General features: G+C 69.5%; 15 protein-coding genes, 2 tRNA genes and 1 other RNA gene. 10 read left to right on the plus strand and 8 right to left on the minus strand.

Translation table 11 applies throughout. The features are described from left to right. Positions 1-9: 9 nt before the first annotated feature. Together DFJ65_RS04180 and DFJ65_RS04185 are read left to right on the plus strand one after the other, a co-directional pair. Complete coding sequence (locus DFJ65_RS04180) at positions 10-1164, plus strand: GAF domain-containing protein (RefSeq protein ID WP_115921946.1); 1155 nt, start codon at positions 10-12, stop codon at positions 1162-1164. A 112-nt stretch (positions 1165-1276) separates the two neighbouring features. Continuing rightward, complete coding sequence (locus DFJ65_RS04185; RefSeq protein WP_115924090.1) at positions 1277-3052, plus strand: flavin-containing monooxygenase; 1776 nt, start codon at positions 1277-1279, stop codon at positions 3050-3052. 95 nt (positions 3053-3147) lie between these two features. On the opposite strand, the gene DFJ65_RS04190 is transcribed toward DFJ65_RS04185, so the two are convergent. Beyond that, positions 3148-4296 (minus strand): MFS transporter, encoded by a 1149-nt coding sequence (locus DFJ65_RS04190; protein WP_115921947.1) that lies wholly within the window; start codon positions 4294-4296, stop codon positions 3148-3150. A 99-nt stretch (positions 4297-4395) separates the two neighbouring features. Beyond that, positions 4396-4485 (minus strand) — tRNA-Ser (locus DFJ65_RS04195). 54 nt (positions 4486-4539) lie between these two features. On the opposite strand from DFJ65_RS04195, the gene DFJ65_RS04200 reads away from it, so the two are divergent. Next, on the plus strand, positions 4540-4929 hold the full coding sequence (locus DFJ65_RS04200; RefSeq protein WP_115921948.1) for a helix-turn-helix transcriptional regulator: 390 nt from the start codon (positions 4540-4542) through the stop codon (positions 4927-4929). A gap of 115 nt (positions 4930-5044) precedes the next feature. Then, positions 5045-5479 (plus strand): VOC family protein, encoded by a 435-nt coding sequence (locus tag DFJ65_RS04205; RefSeq protein ID WP_115921949.1) that lies wholly within the window; start codon positions 5045-5047, stop codon positions 5477-5479. 93 nt (positions 5480-5572) lie between these two features. On the opposite strand, the gene DFJ65_RS04210 is transcribed toward DFJ65_RS04205, so the two are convergent. The 3 genes from DFJ65_RS04210 to DFJ65_RS04220 are packed head-to-tail and all read right to left on the minus strand — an operon-like array spanning position 5573 to position 7695. Then, positions 5573-6844, minus strand: coding sequence for an alpha-hydroxy-acid oxidizing protein (locus tag DFJ65_RS04210; protein ID WP_115921950.1), 1272 nt, complete (start codon positions 6842-6844; stop codon positions 5573-5575). A 19-nt stretch (positions 6845-6863) separates the two neighbouring features. After that, positions 6864-7388, minus strand: coding sequence for a LytR C-terminal domain-containing protein (locus DFJ65_RS04215; protein WP_115921951.1), 525 nt, complete (start codon positions 7386-7388; stop codon positions 6864-6866). 13 nt (positions 7389-7401) lie between these two features. After that, positions 7402-7695, minus strand: a complete 294-nt coding sequence (locus DFJ65_RS04220) for a type II toxin-antitoxin system VapB family antitoxin (RefSeq protein WP_115921952.1) — start codon at positions 7693-7695, stop codon at positions 7402-7404. 74 nt (positions 7696-7769) lie between these two features. On the opposite strand from DFJ65_RS04220, the gene DFJ65_RS04225 reads away from it, so the two are divergent. After that, positions 7770-9335, plus strand: a complete 1566-nt coding sequence (locus DFJ65_RS04225) for a helicase HerA-like domain-containing protein (protein ID WP_245949991.1) — start codon at positions 7770-7772, stop codon at positions 9333-9335. Positions 9336-9362: 27 nt separating this feature from the next. On the opposite strand, the gene DFJ65_RS04230 is transcribed toward DFJ65_RS04225, so the two are convergent. Then, entirely contained in the window at positions 9363-10175 is an 813-nt protein-coding gene (locus tag DFJ65_RS04230) for a LytR C-terminal domain-containing protein (RefSeq protein WP_115921953.1), read from the minus strand. Between the two features lie 239 nt (positions 10176-10414). On the opposite strand from DFJ65_RS04230, the gene DFJ65_RS04235 reads away from it, so the two are divergent. The 5 genes from DFJ65_RS04235 to DFJ65_RS04255 all read left to right on the plus strand — a co-directional run bounded on the left by DFJ65_RS04235 (position 10415) and on the right by DFJ65_RS04255 (position 14920). Continuing rightward, a complete protein-coding gene (locus DFJ65_RS04235) occupies positions 10415-11053 on the plus strand; it encodes a MerR family transcriptional regulator (protein WP_115921954.1) in 639 nt (212 codons plus the stop codon). A 29-nt stretch (positions 11054-11082) separates the two neighbouring features. Continuing rightward, positions 11083-11169: transfer RNA gene (locus DFJ65_RS04240), tRNA-Ser, on the plus strand. A 240-nt stretch (positions 11170-11409) separates the two neighbouring features. Beyond that, an RNA gene (ffs, locus tag DFJ65_RS04245) (signal recognition particle sRNA small type) lies at positions 11410-11506 on the plus strand. 163 nt (positions 11507-11669) lie between these two features. Next, positions 11670-14252, plus strand: a complete 2583-nt coding sequence (locus DFJ65_RS04250) for a DNA polymerase III subunit gamma and tau (RefSeq protein ID WP_115921955.1) — start codon at positions 11670-11672, stop codon at positions 14250-14252. Between the two features lie 2 nt (positions 14253-14254). Further along, the gene (locus DFJ65_RS04255; RefSeq protein ID WP_115921956.1) at positions 14255-14920 is read left to right on the plus strand and encodes a lysophospholipid acyltransferase family protein; all 666 of its coding nucleotides are present in this window, start codon (positions 14255-14257) and stop codon (positions 14918-14920) included. A gap of 193 nt (positions 14921-15113) precedes the next feature. On the opposite strand, the gene DFJ65_RS04260 is transcribed toward DFJ65_RS04255, so the two are convergent. After that, positions 15114-15674 (minus strand): DUF5063 domain-containing protein, encoded by a 561-nt coding sequence (locus DFJ65_RS04260; RefSeq protein WP_115921957.1) that lies wholly within the window; start codon positions 15672-15674, stop codon positions 15114-15116. Further along, the gene (recR, locus tag DFJ65_RS04265) at positions 15667-16269 is read right to left on the minus strand and encodes a recombination mediator RecR (RefSeq protein ID WP_115921958.1); all 603 of its coding nucleotides are present in this window, start codon (positions 16267-16269) and stop codon (positions 15667-15669) included. The genes DFJ65_RS04260 and recR overlap by 8 nt, the downstream gene beginning before the upstream one ends. Positions 16270-16277: the final 8 nt, after the last annotated feature.

Here is a 16277-nt window from a genome sequence, read left to right on the forward strand (position 1 = left end):
GGGAGCCCGATGAGCAGTCCGACCCTGCCAGTCACGCCGGCCGTGCGCGCCCTCGACGACCTGCGCCACAAGGCGGCCGACCTGGCGCGGCTGCACGAGCAGTGGCAGCTCAGCCGGCGGATTCCCGACGCCCTGCGTCCGGAGGTGGCACGGGCCTGGGCCCGTCACGAGCCCGAACACCGGGCCGCGCGCACGATCGACCCGCTCGCCGTCGACCAGGTGCGCGAACGCCGCGACGCCTCGGTGGTGCTGGCCGCCGCCGTCGAACCGTTGCGGCAACTCCTGCTCGATACGGCGGTCGAGTCGAGCAACGAGATGGTCGTCTGCGACTCCGACGGCGTGGTGCTGTGGATGGACGGCCCGCGTCCGGTGCGCACGGAGTCGGAGCGGCTGGGCTTCGTCGAGGGTGCCCGCTGGACCGAGGACCTCGTCGGCGTCAACGCCCTGGGCACGGCGCTCGCCGACGGACGCGCGATCCAACTGTTCGGGGCCGAGCACTCCAACCCCGACCAGCACCGGTGGGTGTGCACGGGCGCGCCCATCCGCGACCCTGCGTCGGCGGTGGTCATCGGGGCGATCACACTCTCCGGCCCGCTCGCCACCGCCCACCCGCACACGCTCTCGTTGGTGACGAGCGCCGTCCGGGCCGTGGAGTCGGAGCTCACGATGGGCCACCGCCGCTCGCTGCGCGACCTCGCCGAGTGCGACAGCGCGGCTCCGCTGGTCGTCGACGAGTACGGCTGGGTCGCTGCCGCCCGAGGCATTCACGCACCCGAACGCGTCTGGGCACCAAGGGGATTCGCAGAGGGCACGATCTGGCTGCCTTCGCTCGGCAGCTTCACCTGCGTACCCGCCGGACGCGGCTGGGCGCTGCGCCGGGTCGACGCCACCGGTCCGCGGCTGCGGTTGGTGCGCACACCCCGGCCGACGCTGGAGGTGGGCGAGTGTGGCGCCGCCCGGTTCGGGCTCACCCCGAAGCAGGCGGCGCTGGTGGAGGCGCTCGCGGGGGCGCCCGCCGGTCTCGACTGCGCGGCCCTGCAGCAGGTGCTCGGCGTGGGCAGTGCGGTGTCGGTGCGGGCAGAGGTGTCGCGCCTGCGCCGTCTGGTCGGCGGCCTGCTGGAGAGCCGCCCCTACCGGTTCACCGTGCCCTGCGAGATCGCCTGACCGACTGCAACAGGCTGCAACCTTCTGCAACGCTTCCGGCCCGGCCGCACCGCTCCTAGCGTCGTCGATGTGACCCACATCACTGACGAAGGAGCCCGTGGTGACCGATGAGATGAACACCGCCCAGCAGTGGCTGAGTGCGTTCGAGCAAGCCCTCGGGGGCGACGACACCGCAGCTGTGACCGACCTCTTCGACCAGGAGTGCTACTGGCGCGACCTGGTCTCCCTCACCTGGAACCTGCACACCGCAGAGGGTGCCGAGCAGATCCAAGACATGCTCGAAGGAACCCCGAAGGGCCTGCGCCCCAGGAACATTCGAGCCACCGAGGCCGCCGACGCCGACGGCGTGATCGAGGCGTGGTTCGAGTTCGACAACGACGCCTTCACCGGCAAGGGGCTGGTGCGGCTGCGCGAGGGCAAGGCGTGGACCTTGCTCACCACGGCGCAGGAACTCGCCGACTTCCCCGAGAACAAGGGCACCCGACGCCCGCTCGGCGCGGAGCACGGCAACCCGCACCAGGACAAGAACTGGCTCGACCGGCAGAAGGAGCGTCAGGCCCGGCTCGGGTACGAGGACCAGCCGTACGTGGTCGTCGTCGGCGGCGGGCAGGGAGGCATCGGGCTCGGCGCCCGGTTGAAGCAGCTCGGGGTGCCGACGCTCATCATCGACAAGCACCCTCGTCCGGGTGACCAGTGGCGTGGCCGCTACCACTCGCTGTGCCTGCACGACCCGGTCTGGTACGACCACCTGCCGTATCTGCCGTTCCCGGCGAACTGGCCGGTGTTCACGCCGAAGGACAAGATCGGCGACTGGCTGGAGAGCTACACCAAGATCATGGAGCTCGACTACTGGAGCAACACCGAGTGCGTGTCGGCCGACTACGACGAGGACGCCCAGCAGTGGACCGTCAACGTCATGCGCGACGGGCAACCGGTGACGCTCAAGCCGACACAGTTGGTGCTCGCGACCGGCATGTCGGGTGTGCCGAACATGCCGAGCATCCCCGGCATGGAGACCTTCAAGGGCGAGATCCAGCACTCGTCCCAGCACCCGGGCGGTGACGCGTACGCCGGCAAGAAGGCGGTCGTAGTCGGGTCGAACAACTCCGCCCACGACATCTGCGCCGACCTGTGGCGGGCCGGCGCCGACGTGACCATGCTGCAGCGGTCGACCACCCACATCGTGCGCTCGCAGTCGCTGATGACCGAGGTGCTCGGCCCGCTGTACTCCGAGGAGGCGCTGGCCAACGGCATCGACCACGACAAGGCCGACCTGATCTTCGCGTCGATCCCGTACAAGGTGCTGCCGGGCGTGCAGAAGCAGGCCTTCGACGTGATCCGAGAGAACGACAAGGAGTTCTACGACAGGCTCGAGAAGGCCGGGTTCATGCTCGACTTCGGCGACGACGACTCGGGTCTGTTCCTGAAGTACCTGCGCCGCGGCTCCGGCTACTACATCGACATCGGCGCCTCCGACCTCGTCGCCAAGGGCGAGATCAAGCTCGTCGCGCCGGCGGTCATCGACCACATCGACGAGACCGGGGTGGTGCTCGACGACGGACGCCACCTGGACGCCGACCTCATCGTGCTCGCCACCGGCTACGGCTCGATGAACGGTTGGGCCGCCAAGCTCATCAGCCAGGAGGTCGCCGACAAGGTGGGCAAGTGTTGGGGCCTCGGCTCCGACAGCACCAAGGACCCCGGGCCGTGGCGAGGCGAACTGCGCAACATGTGGAAGCCCACCAAGCAGGACAACCTGTGGTTCCACGGCGGCAACCTGCACCAGTCGCGGCACTACTCGCGCTACCTGTCGATACAGCTCAAAGCGCGGATGGAGGGGCTCGACACCCCCGTCTACGCCATCCCCGAAACCGTCCACCTGTCCTGAGCGACGCGGCCGCGGTTCGACGGCTCCAGGGAAAGATCGGTGCTGCCAGAGCAACACCGATCTTTCACTGGAGCGCGGCTGAGACAGCTAGCGGGTCACAGCCGCGCCCGATACTGCTGCACGGTCAGCAGCGCACACAGGGCCGCCAGCACCGCCAACGGAATCGCCACCGGCATCGACGTCGCGAGCGAGGCGAGCACCAGCGGCAGCCCGAACCCGACGTACGCCACCGTGTAGAACGCGGCCGCGACGGTGCCGAGCCGCCCCTCGGAGGCAACCCCGGGCAGGCGGGCCAAGCCGGCGGCGAGGGCCAGGCCGCCACCGGCGCCGAGGAGCATCGCGCCGGGCACCGCCAACAGCAGCACCGCGGGCACGGCGGCCGCGATCGCGGTCAGCCCGAACCCGACCACGCCGCAACCGGCCGCGACGGGTGCCGTGCGGGTGCCGAGCCGGGCCTGCAACGGGGCGGCGAGCGCGCCGCTGCCGAGGGCCGCACCGGCGAGCAGGCCGGTGAGTGCGACCGGAGCGACCGGGAAGCCGAGCAGCACCGGGATCCCTCCGACCGCGCTGGCGGGGAATCCGTAGACGCACACCGCGAGTGGCGCGATCACGAGGGCAGCGGTGCGGAAACGTCCGGGCTTGAACGCGTTCTGCTTGGGCTTCGCGGTAGGTGCGCCGTGGTCGGGCCGCAGGCTCTCGGCCACCGGCCACGCGACGAGGATCGCGAGGACCAGCGCGCCGGCGTGCAACAGGTAGGGCAGCCGCAACGGCCACGGCCCCCACTCGCCGATCAGCCCCGCCACCGCCGGGCCGATCGCGAAACCGCCGGTCATCGTCACGGCGGCGACCCGCGGGCCCGACGCGCGGCCGGCTCCGGTCGCGGTCTCGACCAACCACGCGCTGCCGACGCTGAAGGTCGCGCCGGCTCCCGCGCCCTGGACGAACCGCACGACGAAGAGCATCAGCTCGCTGTCCTGGGCGGCGACGTACAGCAGCGACGCCAGCACCGACACGATCGCGGCCGGGATCGCGACGGTCTTGCGGCCCCAGCGGTCGGCGGACGGCCCGGCGAGCGCAAGCGCGGGTGCCAACCCGAGGGCGTACACACCGAACAGCGCGGTCAACGCGGTCGACGACATGTCGAGCCGATCGCGATAGATCAGGAGCAACGGTGTGGGGATATTCGTGCCGCCGGCCACGCCGAGCAGCAGGAGGCCGATCCGCCGGTCGGGGGTCAGGGTCACCCTGGCGACCCTATCGACGCGCGGCCGCTACATTCCCGCGGCGGACGCCGACACGCGAAGAGCCGGCCAGTCCGCGGGGGACTGACCGGCTCTTACTACTGGCGGTGGCGGAGGGATTTGAACCCTCGGTGGGGGTTAACCCACAAACGCTTTCGAGGCGTTCTCCTTAGGCCGCTCGGACACGCCACCGCCGAAAAACATACCCGACGGACGCCGTTCGGCCCAAACCGGCACACTGGACGGGTGGAGCGCGAGGACATCGTCCGGCTGCGGCGGGCGCGCGATCGGATGGATCGCGACTACGCCCAGCCCCTCGACGTGCCCGCGCTCGCGGCCGATTCGCTGATGTCGGTCGGCCACTTCCAGCGCTCGTTCAAGAAGGCGTACGGCGAAACGCCCTACTCCTACCTCATGACCCGGAGGGTCGAGCGCGCCCAGGCGCTGCTGCGCATCGGTGAGTTGAGCGTCACCGACGTCTGCATGGCGGTGGGGTGTACCTCGCTCGGGTCGTTCAGCGCGAAGTTCACCGAGCTGGTGGGGCAGACCCCGAGCGACTACCGGGCGGCCTCACACGACGGGCTGGTCGGGGTGCCCGGGTGCATCGCGAAGCAGATGACCCGCCCGCGGCGCTGAGCCTGCGGCCAGAGGTGGATCACCGTTGTCAGGGCAACGACGATCCACCACTGGAGAATCCAAGTGATCAGTTTTCGAGAAGCGTCCGCGGCGGCGGGTGCCTAGCGTTGTCGGCATGAACAACACAGCACTCTCCTCCCTGACCCTGACCAACACGTTCGTCTTCGTCGACGACCCCGACAAGGCCCTCACCTTCTACCGCGACGTGCTCGGCCTCACCGTCAACACCGACGTCAGCAACGACGGCTTCCGGTGGCTGACCCTCACCACCCCCAACCAGCCCGAGCTGGAGATCACGCTCCAGCAGCCCGATGGCATGCCCTACTCCGACGAGGACAAGAGGGCCATCGCCGAGATGACCGCGAAGGGGCTGCTCAGTGCGCTGATCTTCAAGGTCGACGACGTCGACGCAGTATTCGAACATGTGCGGGCCAGCGGCGCCGAGGTGCTGCAGGAGCCGGCCGACCAGTTCTACGGCGTGCGCGACTGCGCGTTCCGTGACCCGGCCGGGAACATGGTGCGGATCAACCAGACCTTGCAGCAGGGCTGAGCGGTGTGTCGCCCCGGGTGGGAGCGGCCGGTCGCCGAGCAGGCCGCCACGGACCTGGCCGCCACCGGCCCGGCCGCCGCGCGCAGCGAGATCTCAGGCCAGCATCGAGGAGTCGATCTCGGCGATCGACGCGACTCCCGAGGTGGCCATCATGAGGTCGAGCTCGGCGCGGAAGTTCTCCAGCACTTCGCGCACACCGTCGGCGCCGGCGAGGGCCAGGCCGTAGACCCACGGACGGCCGATGCCCACCGCTGACGCACCGAGCGCCAGCGCCTTGTAAACGTCTGCGCCGCATCGAATCCCGCTGTCGAAAAGCAGCGGTATCTGTGCGTTGACGGCTGGTGCGATCGCGGCCAGCGCATCGAGCGAACCGATCGCTCCGTCGACCTGTCGGCCGCCGTGGTTCGACACGATGATGCCGTCGACACCGGCGTCCATCGCCAGGCGCGCGTCGTCGGCCGACTGCACACCCTTCACCAGGATCGGCAGGTCGGTCATCGCCCGCAGGATGCCGAGGTCGTCCCAGCGCAGGTCGGTGCGGGAGAAGACGTCGAGAAAGGTGGCGACGGCCGCCCGCGGGTAGGGCGAGCGCAGGTTGTCGCGGAACCCGCCGGGGTAACGCCGGGTGATCGCCAGCAGCGAACGCACCGCCTCCGGGGTCGGCCGTCCGTCGACCTCGGCGGTGACGCCCGACGCCACCCGCTCCTCCACGAGCGCGCGGAACGCCGGGTCGGAGGTGTACTGCGCGATGCCGAGGCCACGGGCGAACGGCAGGTAGGCGCGGTCGAGGTCGAGCGTGCGCCACCCCAGGACGGTGGTGTCGAGGGTGACGACGATCGCGCCGGCCCCGATCGCCTCGGCACGCCGCACGAACGACTCGACGATCGTCGGCTCGTTGCTCCAGTAGAGCTGGAACCACCGCGGGTGATCACCGAGCTCGGCGGCGATCTGCTCCATCGGCACGGACGCCTGCGAGGAGATGATCATCGGCACCCCCGCCGCCCGCGCACCGCGCGCGACGGCTAGGTCGGCGTCCGCGTGCGCCATCTCCGCCACCCCGATCGGGGAGGTGAACAACGGCGACGCGAAATCGTTGCCCAGCAACGAGATCGACTGGTCGCGACGACTCACGTCGCGCATCATGCGGGGCACGATCCGGCGCGCGTCGAGCGCCGCACGGTTGTTGTCCATGGTGGTGCCCGACCCGGCGCCGGTCTGCACGTAGTCGCGTGCGGCGGGGCTCATCGCCTTCAACCCGTCCCGTTCCAGGGTCGCGGCATGGGTGGGCACCGCGGGCGTGCGCCCGAACACCCCGGCGGAGTAGATGCGCGACTGGACCGCGCGACCGAACGGGAAGTCGGACAAGGTGACTCCTTCGGGAGGTTCAGCAGCCGGGCGGTGTGGTCGACGGCGTCGCGCTGGGGGAGGGGATCTCGGGGAAGGCGTCACCGAGCACGACGTCGACCGAGTCGTCGTCGCGTCCGTCAGCCATCAACTGCGCGTCGGGCACGAGCTTCTGCACGTACTGCTTGGCGTTCTGCTCGCCCTTCGGCCCGAACCGGATCTGACCGACCGAGGTCAGCTTCATCTTGTACGGGTCGTTGCTGATGACGCCGACGTTGAAGTGGTTGGCCTTCAACGCGCGCGCGGTCTCCTTCGCCTTCCCCTGCCCGCTGGACGCGTTGTAGACGTTGAGCACGAACTGCTCACTCGCGTACGTCGTCGTGGTGGGTGTGCAACTGGCGGGCTTGTCCGGCGGACTCGACCCGGGTAGCGCACCGGTGAAGTAAGCGGCCGCGTAGACGCTGCCGAGCGCGACGGCGACGGCGACGACGATGAGCACGATCATCGAACGCCGCCGCCTCCTGCGGCCGGCGTACGAACGGCCGGTGGACTGTGCGTATTTCATAGGACGGCGCCCATCACATCACGTGGACGCGGGCATGCACGGCCGAACGCTGCTGCAAAGCGGCGCGCAGGGCGCGGTGGAGACCGTCCTCGAGGTAGAGGGTGCCCTGCCAGTCGACGACGTGCGCGAACAGATCGCCGTAGAAGGTGGAGTCCTCGGACAACAGGTGGCCCAGGTCGAGCATCCGCTTGGTGGTGATCAGCTGGTCGAGGCGAACGGGCCGCGGCGCGATCGCGCTCCAGTCCTTGAACGAATGCAACCCGTGATCAGGGTAGGGGCGCCCCTCGCCCACGGCCTTGAAGATCACGCCGCAAGTGTAGGTCGCCGGATGTCGCGCGCTTTGCCAGGTCTGTGTCGGATCTGCGGTCTAGAGTCTTCGCCGTGACCGAATCTGCCGCTTCCCAGCTCGATCAGATCAAGACCGGCTACGGCTTCGAGGGCGCAGCCCTCGAGCTCGGCGTTGCGATGCACGGCGGTGAGCCTCAGCCGGGCGTCCCCGTCCGGCTGCCGCTGGCGATGATGAACCGCCACGGCCTGGTCGCCGGCGCCACCGGCACCGGTAAGACCAAGACGCTGCAGGTGATGGCCGAGCAGTTGGCCAATCAGGGCGTCCCGGTGTTCGTCGCCGACATCAAGGGCGACATCTCCGGCCTCGCCACCGCCGGTGAGTCCAACGACAAGCTGCTGAAGCGCACCCAGGCGCTGGGGCAGGAGTGGACGCCGACCGCCTTCCCGACCGAGTTCCTGTCCCTCGGCGGACGCGGCAAGGGTGTGCCGATCCGGGCCACGATGACATCGTTCGGGCCCACCCTGTTGTCGAAGGTGTTGGGGCTCAACGACACCCAGGAGTCGAGCCTCGGGCTGATCTTCCACTACGCCGACAAGCGCGGGCTCACCCTGCTCGACCTCAAGGATCTCCAGGCCGTCATCCAGTTCCTCACCTCCGACGAGGGCAAGGCCGACCTGAAGTCGCTCGGTGGGCTGTCGTCGGCGACGGCCGGAGTGATCCTGCGGTCGCTGATCACCTTCTCCGACCAGGGCGCCGACGCGTTCTTCGGTGAGCCCGAGTTCGACACCAACGACCTGTTGCGGGTCGGCGCCGACGGCAAGGGCGTCATCACCTGCCTCGAGCTCCCGCAGGTGCAAGACCGTCCCGAGCTGTTCTCCACCTTCCTGATGTGGTTGCTCGCCGACCTCTTCCACGACCTGCCCGAGGTCGGCGACGCCGACAAGCCGAAGTTGGTGTTCTTCTTCGACGAGGCCCACCTGCTGTTCAAGGACGCCTCGAAGGCGTTCTTGTCGGCGATCGAGCAGACCGTCAAGCTGATCCGCTCCAAGGGTGTCGGCATCTTCTTCGTCACCCAGACCCCGAAGGACGTCCCCGACTCGGTGCTCGCCCAGCTGGGCAACCGGGTGCAGCACGCGCTGCGCGCCTTCACCCCCGACGACCAGAAGGCGCTCACCCAGACCGTCCGCACCTTTCCCAACAGCGGCTACGACCTGGAGAAGCTGCTCACCTCGCTCGGAATCGGTGAAGCGGTCGTCACGGTGCTGAGCGAGAGCGGTGCGCCGACGCCGGTCGCCTGGACCCGCATGTTGGCGCCCACCTCGCTGATGGCGCCGTCGGCCGATGCCACGATCGACCAGATCGTCGCGGCCTCGCCGCTGGCCGCGAAGTACGGCGAGGCCATCGACCGCGAATCGGCCTACGAGATGCTCAACAAGCGGATGGAAGCCGCCCCGGCACCCGAGGCGTCCGACCCGGCTGCCCCGGCACCGGCCGCCCCGCCCGCGCAGAAGCCGGCGAAGGCGCCCAAGGAGGAGCCGGGCATGGTCGAGCAGGTCGTGCAGTCGGGTGCCTTCCGGTCGATGATGCGTTCGGCCGGCACGGTGCTCGGCCGCGAGATCACGCGCAGCATCTTCGGCACGGCCCGTCGGCGCCGCTGACCCGCGCCGCCCGTCGGGTGGGCTGTTTCAGCAGCCCGGCGGGCGGGTTGCCGTCGGCTCGATCGTGGGGGTGGCCTGCGCCGCCGGCACCACATCCTCGAACTTGCTGCCGAGCAACAGGTCGATCGTCTCGTCCTTGCGGCCGTCCTTCACCAGACGGGCACCCTTGACCGACAACTGCACTCGGCGGGCGGCCGGTTCGCCGTGCTCGCCGTACCGGATGATCGCGGTGTCGTCGGGGAAGAACCCGCCGCCGGGGTCGTTGCCGGTCTGCGCGATCTTGAAGCCGCGCTGCTTCAACGCGGCCGCCACCGTGCCCGACAGCCCCGACTTGAACGTCGTGTTGTAGACGTTCAAGGTGACCCGGTCGGCCGCCGGGGGCGGCACCGGCACGAACTTGAACCCGTCGCCGAGGATGAGGTCGACCGTCGGGTTGGTGCGGTCGTCCTGGTAGAGCACGGCGTTCTGCACCTGGGTGGCGAGATTGAGCGCGACCTGCTTGCCGTTCTTGCCGTACCTGATCTCGGCCGCCTTCGGCTCCGGCCGGTCGTCCGGGTTCGGGTCGTTGCCGGTGCTCAGCACGTGCGCGCCGCGCCAGGTGAGTTCGGACGCGGCCCGCGAGGCGAGCCCGTCGGTGGAGCTGGCGTTGTAGATGTTGAGGAAGGTCTGCGCCAGGGAGACCTTGAAACTGGGGGCCGGAAGCGAACTCGGGCAGACGGGCGACTTGGTGGTCTTCGTCGCCGGTTCGTCGCTGCTGCAAGCGGTGACGGACAGCAACACACCCGCGACGAGCAGCGCGGTGCGTGCGCCGTGGCGGTTGACAGTGCGTGCCCACAGCATGTGCGTTGGTCCCCCCTTGCGGAATCAGCCGGCGCTCGCGATTGTGCCACGGCCGGCCGAGCGAGGGTCGTGCCTGCACATGTGTCGGGACGGCGCGCCGGGACCGCGCGTCCCGTTGTGTACCAGGACGATCGCGCTGTTAGAGTTCTGGCGGCCGTCGGGGGAGACGTCCGGTGGTTCCAGCCGGCTCCCCGGTCGGGATCACGTGACCTACGACACCTCTCCCGAGGAGGTTCGGCTTGCGGATTTCGCAGCTGTCCGAAGCAACCGGCATGCCCATCGCAACGCTGAAGTTCTACCTGCGCGAACGCGTCCTTCACCCTGGCGAGGCCCGCGCGAAGACCCAGGCCGAGTACGACGAGTCGCACGTCGAACGGGTCAAACTGGTGCGGGTGCTGACCGAGGTCGGCGGGCTCTCGATCGCGGCCACCCGCGGCGTCGTCGAGGCGATGAGCGACCCGACGCTCGACCGGCTCGGGCTCATGGCTGCCGCCCACAAGTCGCTGACGCCGCCGGTCGCAGCACCACGCGACGAACACCCGCTGGCCCGAGAACTGCTCGACGACCTGGGCTGGATCTACGACCCGAACGACCGGCTCATCGACCTGCTCGAACGCCAACTCGAGGTCGCCAACGATGCCGGCATCGCCGCGCACCCCGCCGACCACAACCTCGCCCGCCTCGCCTACAAGGTCGCCCAGACCGACCTGTCGATCGTGCCCGAAGACCCGCAGGAAGCCGTCCGGGCCGTCGTTCTCGGCACCGTCCTCAGCGACAAGCTGCTCATCACGCTGCGCCGACTTGCCCAGATCGACGTCGCCGTCCGCTCCCACCGTGCGGACGCCGACCCCGCCCCCGAGGCGCCGATTTCTACCTGAGCGACTTCGCCGGTATTCTCGTCCGGCCTGGAGGATTCGCATAGTGGCCTAGTGCGCACGATTGGAAATCGTGTTGGGGATGAAACCCCTCGCGGGTTCAAATCCCGCATCCTCCGCGTTGTTGGATTGCCGCTCCTGAGCGGGACAGCCCCCCGGTGCTCGCATCGGGGGGCTGTCGCGTTCTCCGATGCGGGCAAGGTGCGCCGGACGCGGGCACCTTCGGGCTCCAGTGAAAGATCACTGCTGTCAGAGCAGCACCGATCTTTCACTGAGGCCGGCTGAGCGAGGCTGGGGGATCGTTCTCGACCAGCTGGCGCGTGGATTGGTCGCTCGTCAAAGTCTGATCTAAGCTGTCGGAAGACCCCTCGTGTGGTGGTACCTCACTGAACTCCCCCAGGGCAGGAATGCAGCAAGGGCAGGTGAGCTCTTCCAGGTGCACGGGGGGTCCTATCATTTCTGGAGGCTCCTTCGGCGTTCGTCCTGCGGCTCCTTCGTCACTCGCAGGACGAGCCGTCCCGCCTCCGTGAGCCTCCCAGCGGGGTCGGCTGGGCGGCCACCACCGGCATGGAAAAGCTTCGCCGTCGTGGATGTCGGTGCCGCGCAATAGAGTGGCCGGGTGAGCACAGCCCTCTACCGTCGCTACCGCCCGGAGACGTTCGCCGATGTCATCGGCCAAGAACACGTCACCGAGCCGTTGATGCAGGCGCTGCGCACCGGACGCGTCAACCACGCCTACCTGTTCAGCGGCCCGCGCGGCTGCGGCAAGACGACCAGCGCCCGCATCCTGGCGCGCTGCCTCAACTGCGAGCAGGGGCCCACCCCGACGCCGTGCGGCACCTGCGATTCGTGTGTCGCGCTGTCCCGCAAGGGAGCCGGCACGGTCGACGTCATCGAGATCGACGCCGCCAGCCACGGCGGTGTCGACGACGCCCGTGACCTGCGCGAGCGGGCGTCCTACGGCCCGGCCCAGAGCCGGTTCAAGATCTACATCATCGACGAGGCGCACATGGTGACGCCGCAGGGCTTCAACGCGCTGCTGAAGATCGTCGAGGAACCGCCGGAGCACGTGAAGTTCATCTTCGCGACGACCGAACCCGAGAAGGTCATCGGCACGATCCGCTCCCGCACCCACCACTACCCGTTCCGGTTGGTGCCGCCGGCCCGGCTGGCCGAATACATGCAGGGGTTGTGCGACGCCGAGGGTGTCGCCGTGGAGCCCGGGGTGCTCTCGTTCGTCACCCGCGCCGGTGGGGGATCGGTGCGTGACTCGCTCTCGGTGCTCGACCAACTGATCGCCGGCTCGACCGACGAGGGCCTCACCTACGCCGGCGCCGCGGCGCTGCTCGGCTTCACCGACGGGGCCCTGCTCGACGCCACCGTCGATGCGCTCGCCGCCAACGACGGGGCGGGGGTGTTCACCCAGATCGACCGCGTGGTCGAGTCGGGTCACGACCCGCGCCGGTTCGTCGAAGACCTGCTCGAACGCCTGCGCGACCTCATCATCGTCGCGGCCGTGCCCGACGGCGCCGACGCCGTGCTGCGCGGCCTGCCCGGCGACCAGATCGAACGGATGCGCAGCCAGGCCGGAGCCTTCGGATCGGGCCGACTGTCGTACGCGGCCGACATCATCAACGCCGGGCTCACCGAGATGACCGGGGCCACCAGCCCACGGCTGCAACTCGAGCTGATGTGTGCGCGGGTGCTGCTGCCGCGGGCCGCCGGTGAAGACGGTTACGGTGCCCGACTCGACCGGCTCGAGCGACGCATGGACATCGCCGGTTCGGCCCCGGTGGCTCCAAGTGGTTCGGCAGCGCCGGTGGCGGCGGTGGCATCGCCCGCACCTGCACCCGTCACGACCGCGCCGACCGGGCCGCCCGAACAGCACCGCCCGCAGCAGCCAGAGCAGCAGAGTCAGTCCGAGCAGCACGCGCCTCAGCAGGGCCAGGCGGCACAGCAGGGCCAGGCGCCACAGCAGGGCCAGGCGGCACAGCAGCCGGCCGAGCGCCGCCAACCCGCGGAGGTCGACTCGCGCCGTCCGCAGCAGCAGCCGGCGCACGACCGCTACGACGATGCGCCGCCCCCGGAGCCCGACGACGAACCCTGGCCTGAACCGCGCGACTCCGACGAAGCCCGTGCTCCGCGCCCGCAGCAGCGTCCCGATGAGCGCACCGACCAGCGCCCCGACGCGCGTTCGCAGGGTCAGTGGCAGCAACCGGCCGACCGACCTGCCCAAGACACACAGCAACCGGCACAACAGTCGGCTCAGCAACCCGCAGCACAGCAGGCTGCACCACAGCCGCCCCAGCAGAGCCGTCCGGGCGGTCTGGGCGTCGAGGAACTGCGCCGCGAGTGGCCCTCGATCCTGCAGCGCATCGCCTCGATCCGCCGCGTCACCTGGACGCTGATCAGCCAGCACGCCCACGTCGCCGACTTCGACGGGTCGATGCTGGTGCTGGGTAGCAGCAGTCCTGGTTTGGTCGAGCGCATCGGGTCCGACCCCAACCCGGACATCGTCCGCAAGGCGGTGCGTGAAGCCCTCGGACTCGACGTGCGGGTGGTTGCCCGGTTGGTCGGCAGCGACGGCCAGATCGAGCAACGGCAGCAGACGCAGGGTTCGTCTTCCGGTTGGGGCCCGAGCGCCGATGCCGCGGTCGCCGACCACGGCGAGGACGAGCAGGCCAAGCAGGCCGCGATCCGGTCGCGGTGGCAGCAGCGGGTGCGCCAGGCGGGAGGCTCGGTCGAGGGTGCCGGGCAGGCACCCCACCAGTCGCCGCAGCAGTCGCCGGCACCGGAGCGTGCCGCCGACGACGACCCGCGACCGGCGCCGACAGGCCAGGGCGCGCGCTCGGCCGACAGCGACGCACTCGACGCGCAGGCCGCGATGTCGCGGATGCAGCGCGAAGACAATTCCGGCGACTGGTCGACGGTGTCGGCGGCTGCGCCCGCATGGGCCACGGCCGAACCTGCCGCCCCGGCGTCCGCCACTGCGTCGTCGGCCCCCGCCACGCAGCCGCAGCAGCACAACGAGGCCAACAGCCAGGGCCACAACGCGCGCCACAGTTCGAGTCATGACGACGGCCGTGACGAAGGTCCGGTCGAATCGATGGACGACGAAGATGTCGAGGACGGCGCCGCCGTCGGTCTGCCGGTCATGTCCGCCGTGCTCGGCGCGACGGTCATCGAGGACATCAGGGAGTAGCGATGCTCTACCTCACCACCCGCTTGGTCGTCACTCCCTTCGCCAAGGCCTGGTTCCGGGCGACTGTCGAAGGGGTCGATAACGTCCCGCGCACCGGTGGGGTGCTGCTCGCGTCCAACCACCTGTCGTTCATCGACAGCTTCGTCATCCCGCTGGTCGCGCCGCGCAAGGTGGCGTTCCTCGCGAAGGCCGAGTACTTCACCGGCTCGGGGCTGAAGGGCGCGTTGAGCCGCACCTGGTTCAACTCGATGGGCATGGTGCCGGTCGAACGCGACGACTCCAAGGCGGCGGCCAAGTCGCTCGAGATCGCGTTGGAGATCCTGCGTCGCGGCGACGCCTTCGGCATCTACCCCGAGGGCACCCGATCACGTGACGGACGGCTGTACCGCGGACACGTCGGCGTCGCGCATCTCGCGCTGACGGCCGGGGTGCCGGTGGTTCCGGTCGGCCTCATCGGCACCCAGAAGGTGCAACCGATCGGCTCGAACAAGGTGCATCGGGAGCGCTTCACCGTGCGGTTCGGGGAGCCGATCGATTTCGCCGGGCGGTTCGAGGGTGTCGCGCAGGGCAAGGCCCGCCGCCAGGCCACCGACGAGATCATGGACGCGATCGGCGGGCTTTCGGGTCAGCGCCGGGCCGACGCCTACAACGAGCGCGCCACCAACTGAACCCTCCCCGAAAGTTTGCGCGGTTGGGCGCCTGCGTCGCGCGTCGCGCAAACGTTCGGCATACCAATTAACCGCGAACCGCCGGTGGTGGCTGCCAACGGGACCACAGCGGAAGGCCCACGCAGGCGGGACGCCTCGTGCTCGCAGCGACGAAGGAGTGGGAGCACGAACGGCGAAGGAGCCTGCAGACGACCTACGGGTGCAGGGCGTCGAACTCGGCCTCGGCGGCCGCCTCGTCGTCGACGTCGAGCCGCAGGTGTCGCAGGATCGTCAGCAGCGCACGCAGTGACGCCGCGGCGCGCACGCCCCACTCGGACAGGTAGCTGAACTGCCACCACCAGAGGGCCTCGATGGTGCGGCCGGCGCGGTAGTGCACGAGCCCGTGCTCGAGCGCCTGCACGATGTCGGTGAGGTCGTCGGAGATGGCACCGCGGGCGAGTTCGACCGACGTGACCGGGTCGATGAGGTCGGTGTAGTCGTCGATGCCCTCGAACAGGTTGGCAAGGCTGGTGCGCAAGGCGTCGAGGTCGGTCTCGGGCCCGGGGTCGGCTTCGAACCGCTCGGTGGGGACGACGTCTTGAACCGCGCCGAGGCGGGCACCGCTCATCTGCAGCTGGGACAGCAGCAGCATCAGCAACGGGATCGCTGTCTCGGGCGCGGCGCCCGCCGCGATCTCGCGCACCCCGGCGGAGAAGGTCTCGGCGTCGCGGGCCGTCTCGACGGCGAGCGCGCCCAGGTCGGAGATCTCAGACATTCGTCAGCACCTTTCGTCCTTCGATGGCGCGCCCGAGGGTGACCTCGTCGGCGTACTCGAGGTCGCCGCCCACCGGCAGGCCCGACGCCAGCCGCGACAGTTGGATGCCCATCGGACGGATCGAGCGCACCAGGTAGGTGGCGGTGGCTTCACCGATGTGGTTGGGGTTGGTGGCGATCAGCACTTCCTCGATGGGTTCCTGGCCGAGGCGCCGGAAGAGTTCGGTGATCTTGAGGTCGTCGGGGCCGACGCCTCCCATCGGATCGATCGCGCCACCGAGCACGTGGTAAACGCCCTTGAACTCGCGGGTGCGCTCCATCGCGAGCACGTCCTTGGGTTCCTCGACCACGCACAGCTGGGTGCGGTCGCGGCGGGGGTCGGCGCAGATGCGGCACTGCTCCGACTCGGCGACGTTGAAGCAGGTGTCGCAGAAACGCACCCGCGCCTTCACCGTCTGCAGCACCTCGACGAGGCGGTTCACGTCGGCGCTGTCGGCCTGCAGGATGTGGAAGGCGATGCGCTGCGCCGATTTGGGCCCGATGCCGGGCAACCGGCCGAGCTCGTCAATGAGGTCTTGAACTACGCCTTCGTACACGACACGAG

It is taken from the genome of Calidifontibacter indicus (genome assembly GCF_003386865.1).
GTDB classification, from domain to species: domain Bacteria; phylum Actinomycetota; class Actinomycetes; order Actinomycetales; family Dermatophilaceae; genus Yimella; species Yimella indica.

Excerpts from the sequence above, each read along its gene's own strand:
- DFJ65_RS04180 (WP_115921946.1), top strand. The coding sequence starts at position 10 with ATGAGCAGTCCGACCCTGCCAGTCACGCCGGCCGTGCGCGCCCTCGAC.
- DFJ65_RS04230 (WP_115921953.1), bottom strand. The coding sequence starts at position 10,175 with ATGCTGTGGGCACGCACTGTCAACCGCCACGGCGCACGCACCGCGCTG.
- DFJ65_RS04255 (WP_115921956.1), top strand. The coding sequence starts at position 14,255 with ATGCTCTACCTCACCACCCGCTTGGTCGTCACTCCCTTCGCCAAGGCC.
- DFJ65_RS04205 (WP_115921949.1), top strand. The coding sequence starts at position 5,045 with ATGAACAACACAGCACTCTCCTCCCTGACCCTGACCAACACGTTCGTC.
- DFJ65_RS04185 (WP_115924090.1), top strand. The coding sequence starts at position 1,277 with ATGAACACCGCCCAGCAGTGGCTGAGTGCGTTCGAGCAAGCCCTCGGG.
- DFJ65_RS04260 (WP_115921957.1), bottom strand. The coding sequence starts at position 15,674 with ATGTCTGAGATCTCCGACCTGGGCGCGCTCGCCGTCGAGACGGCCCGC.
- DFJ65_RS04215 (WP_115921951.1), bottom strand. The coding sequence starts at position 7,388 with ATGAAATACGCACAGTCCACCGGCCGTTCGTACGCCGGCCGCAGGAGG.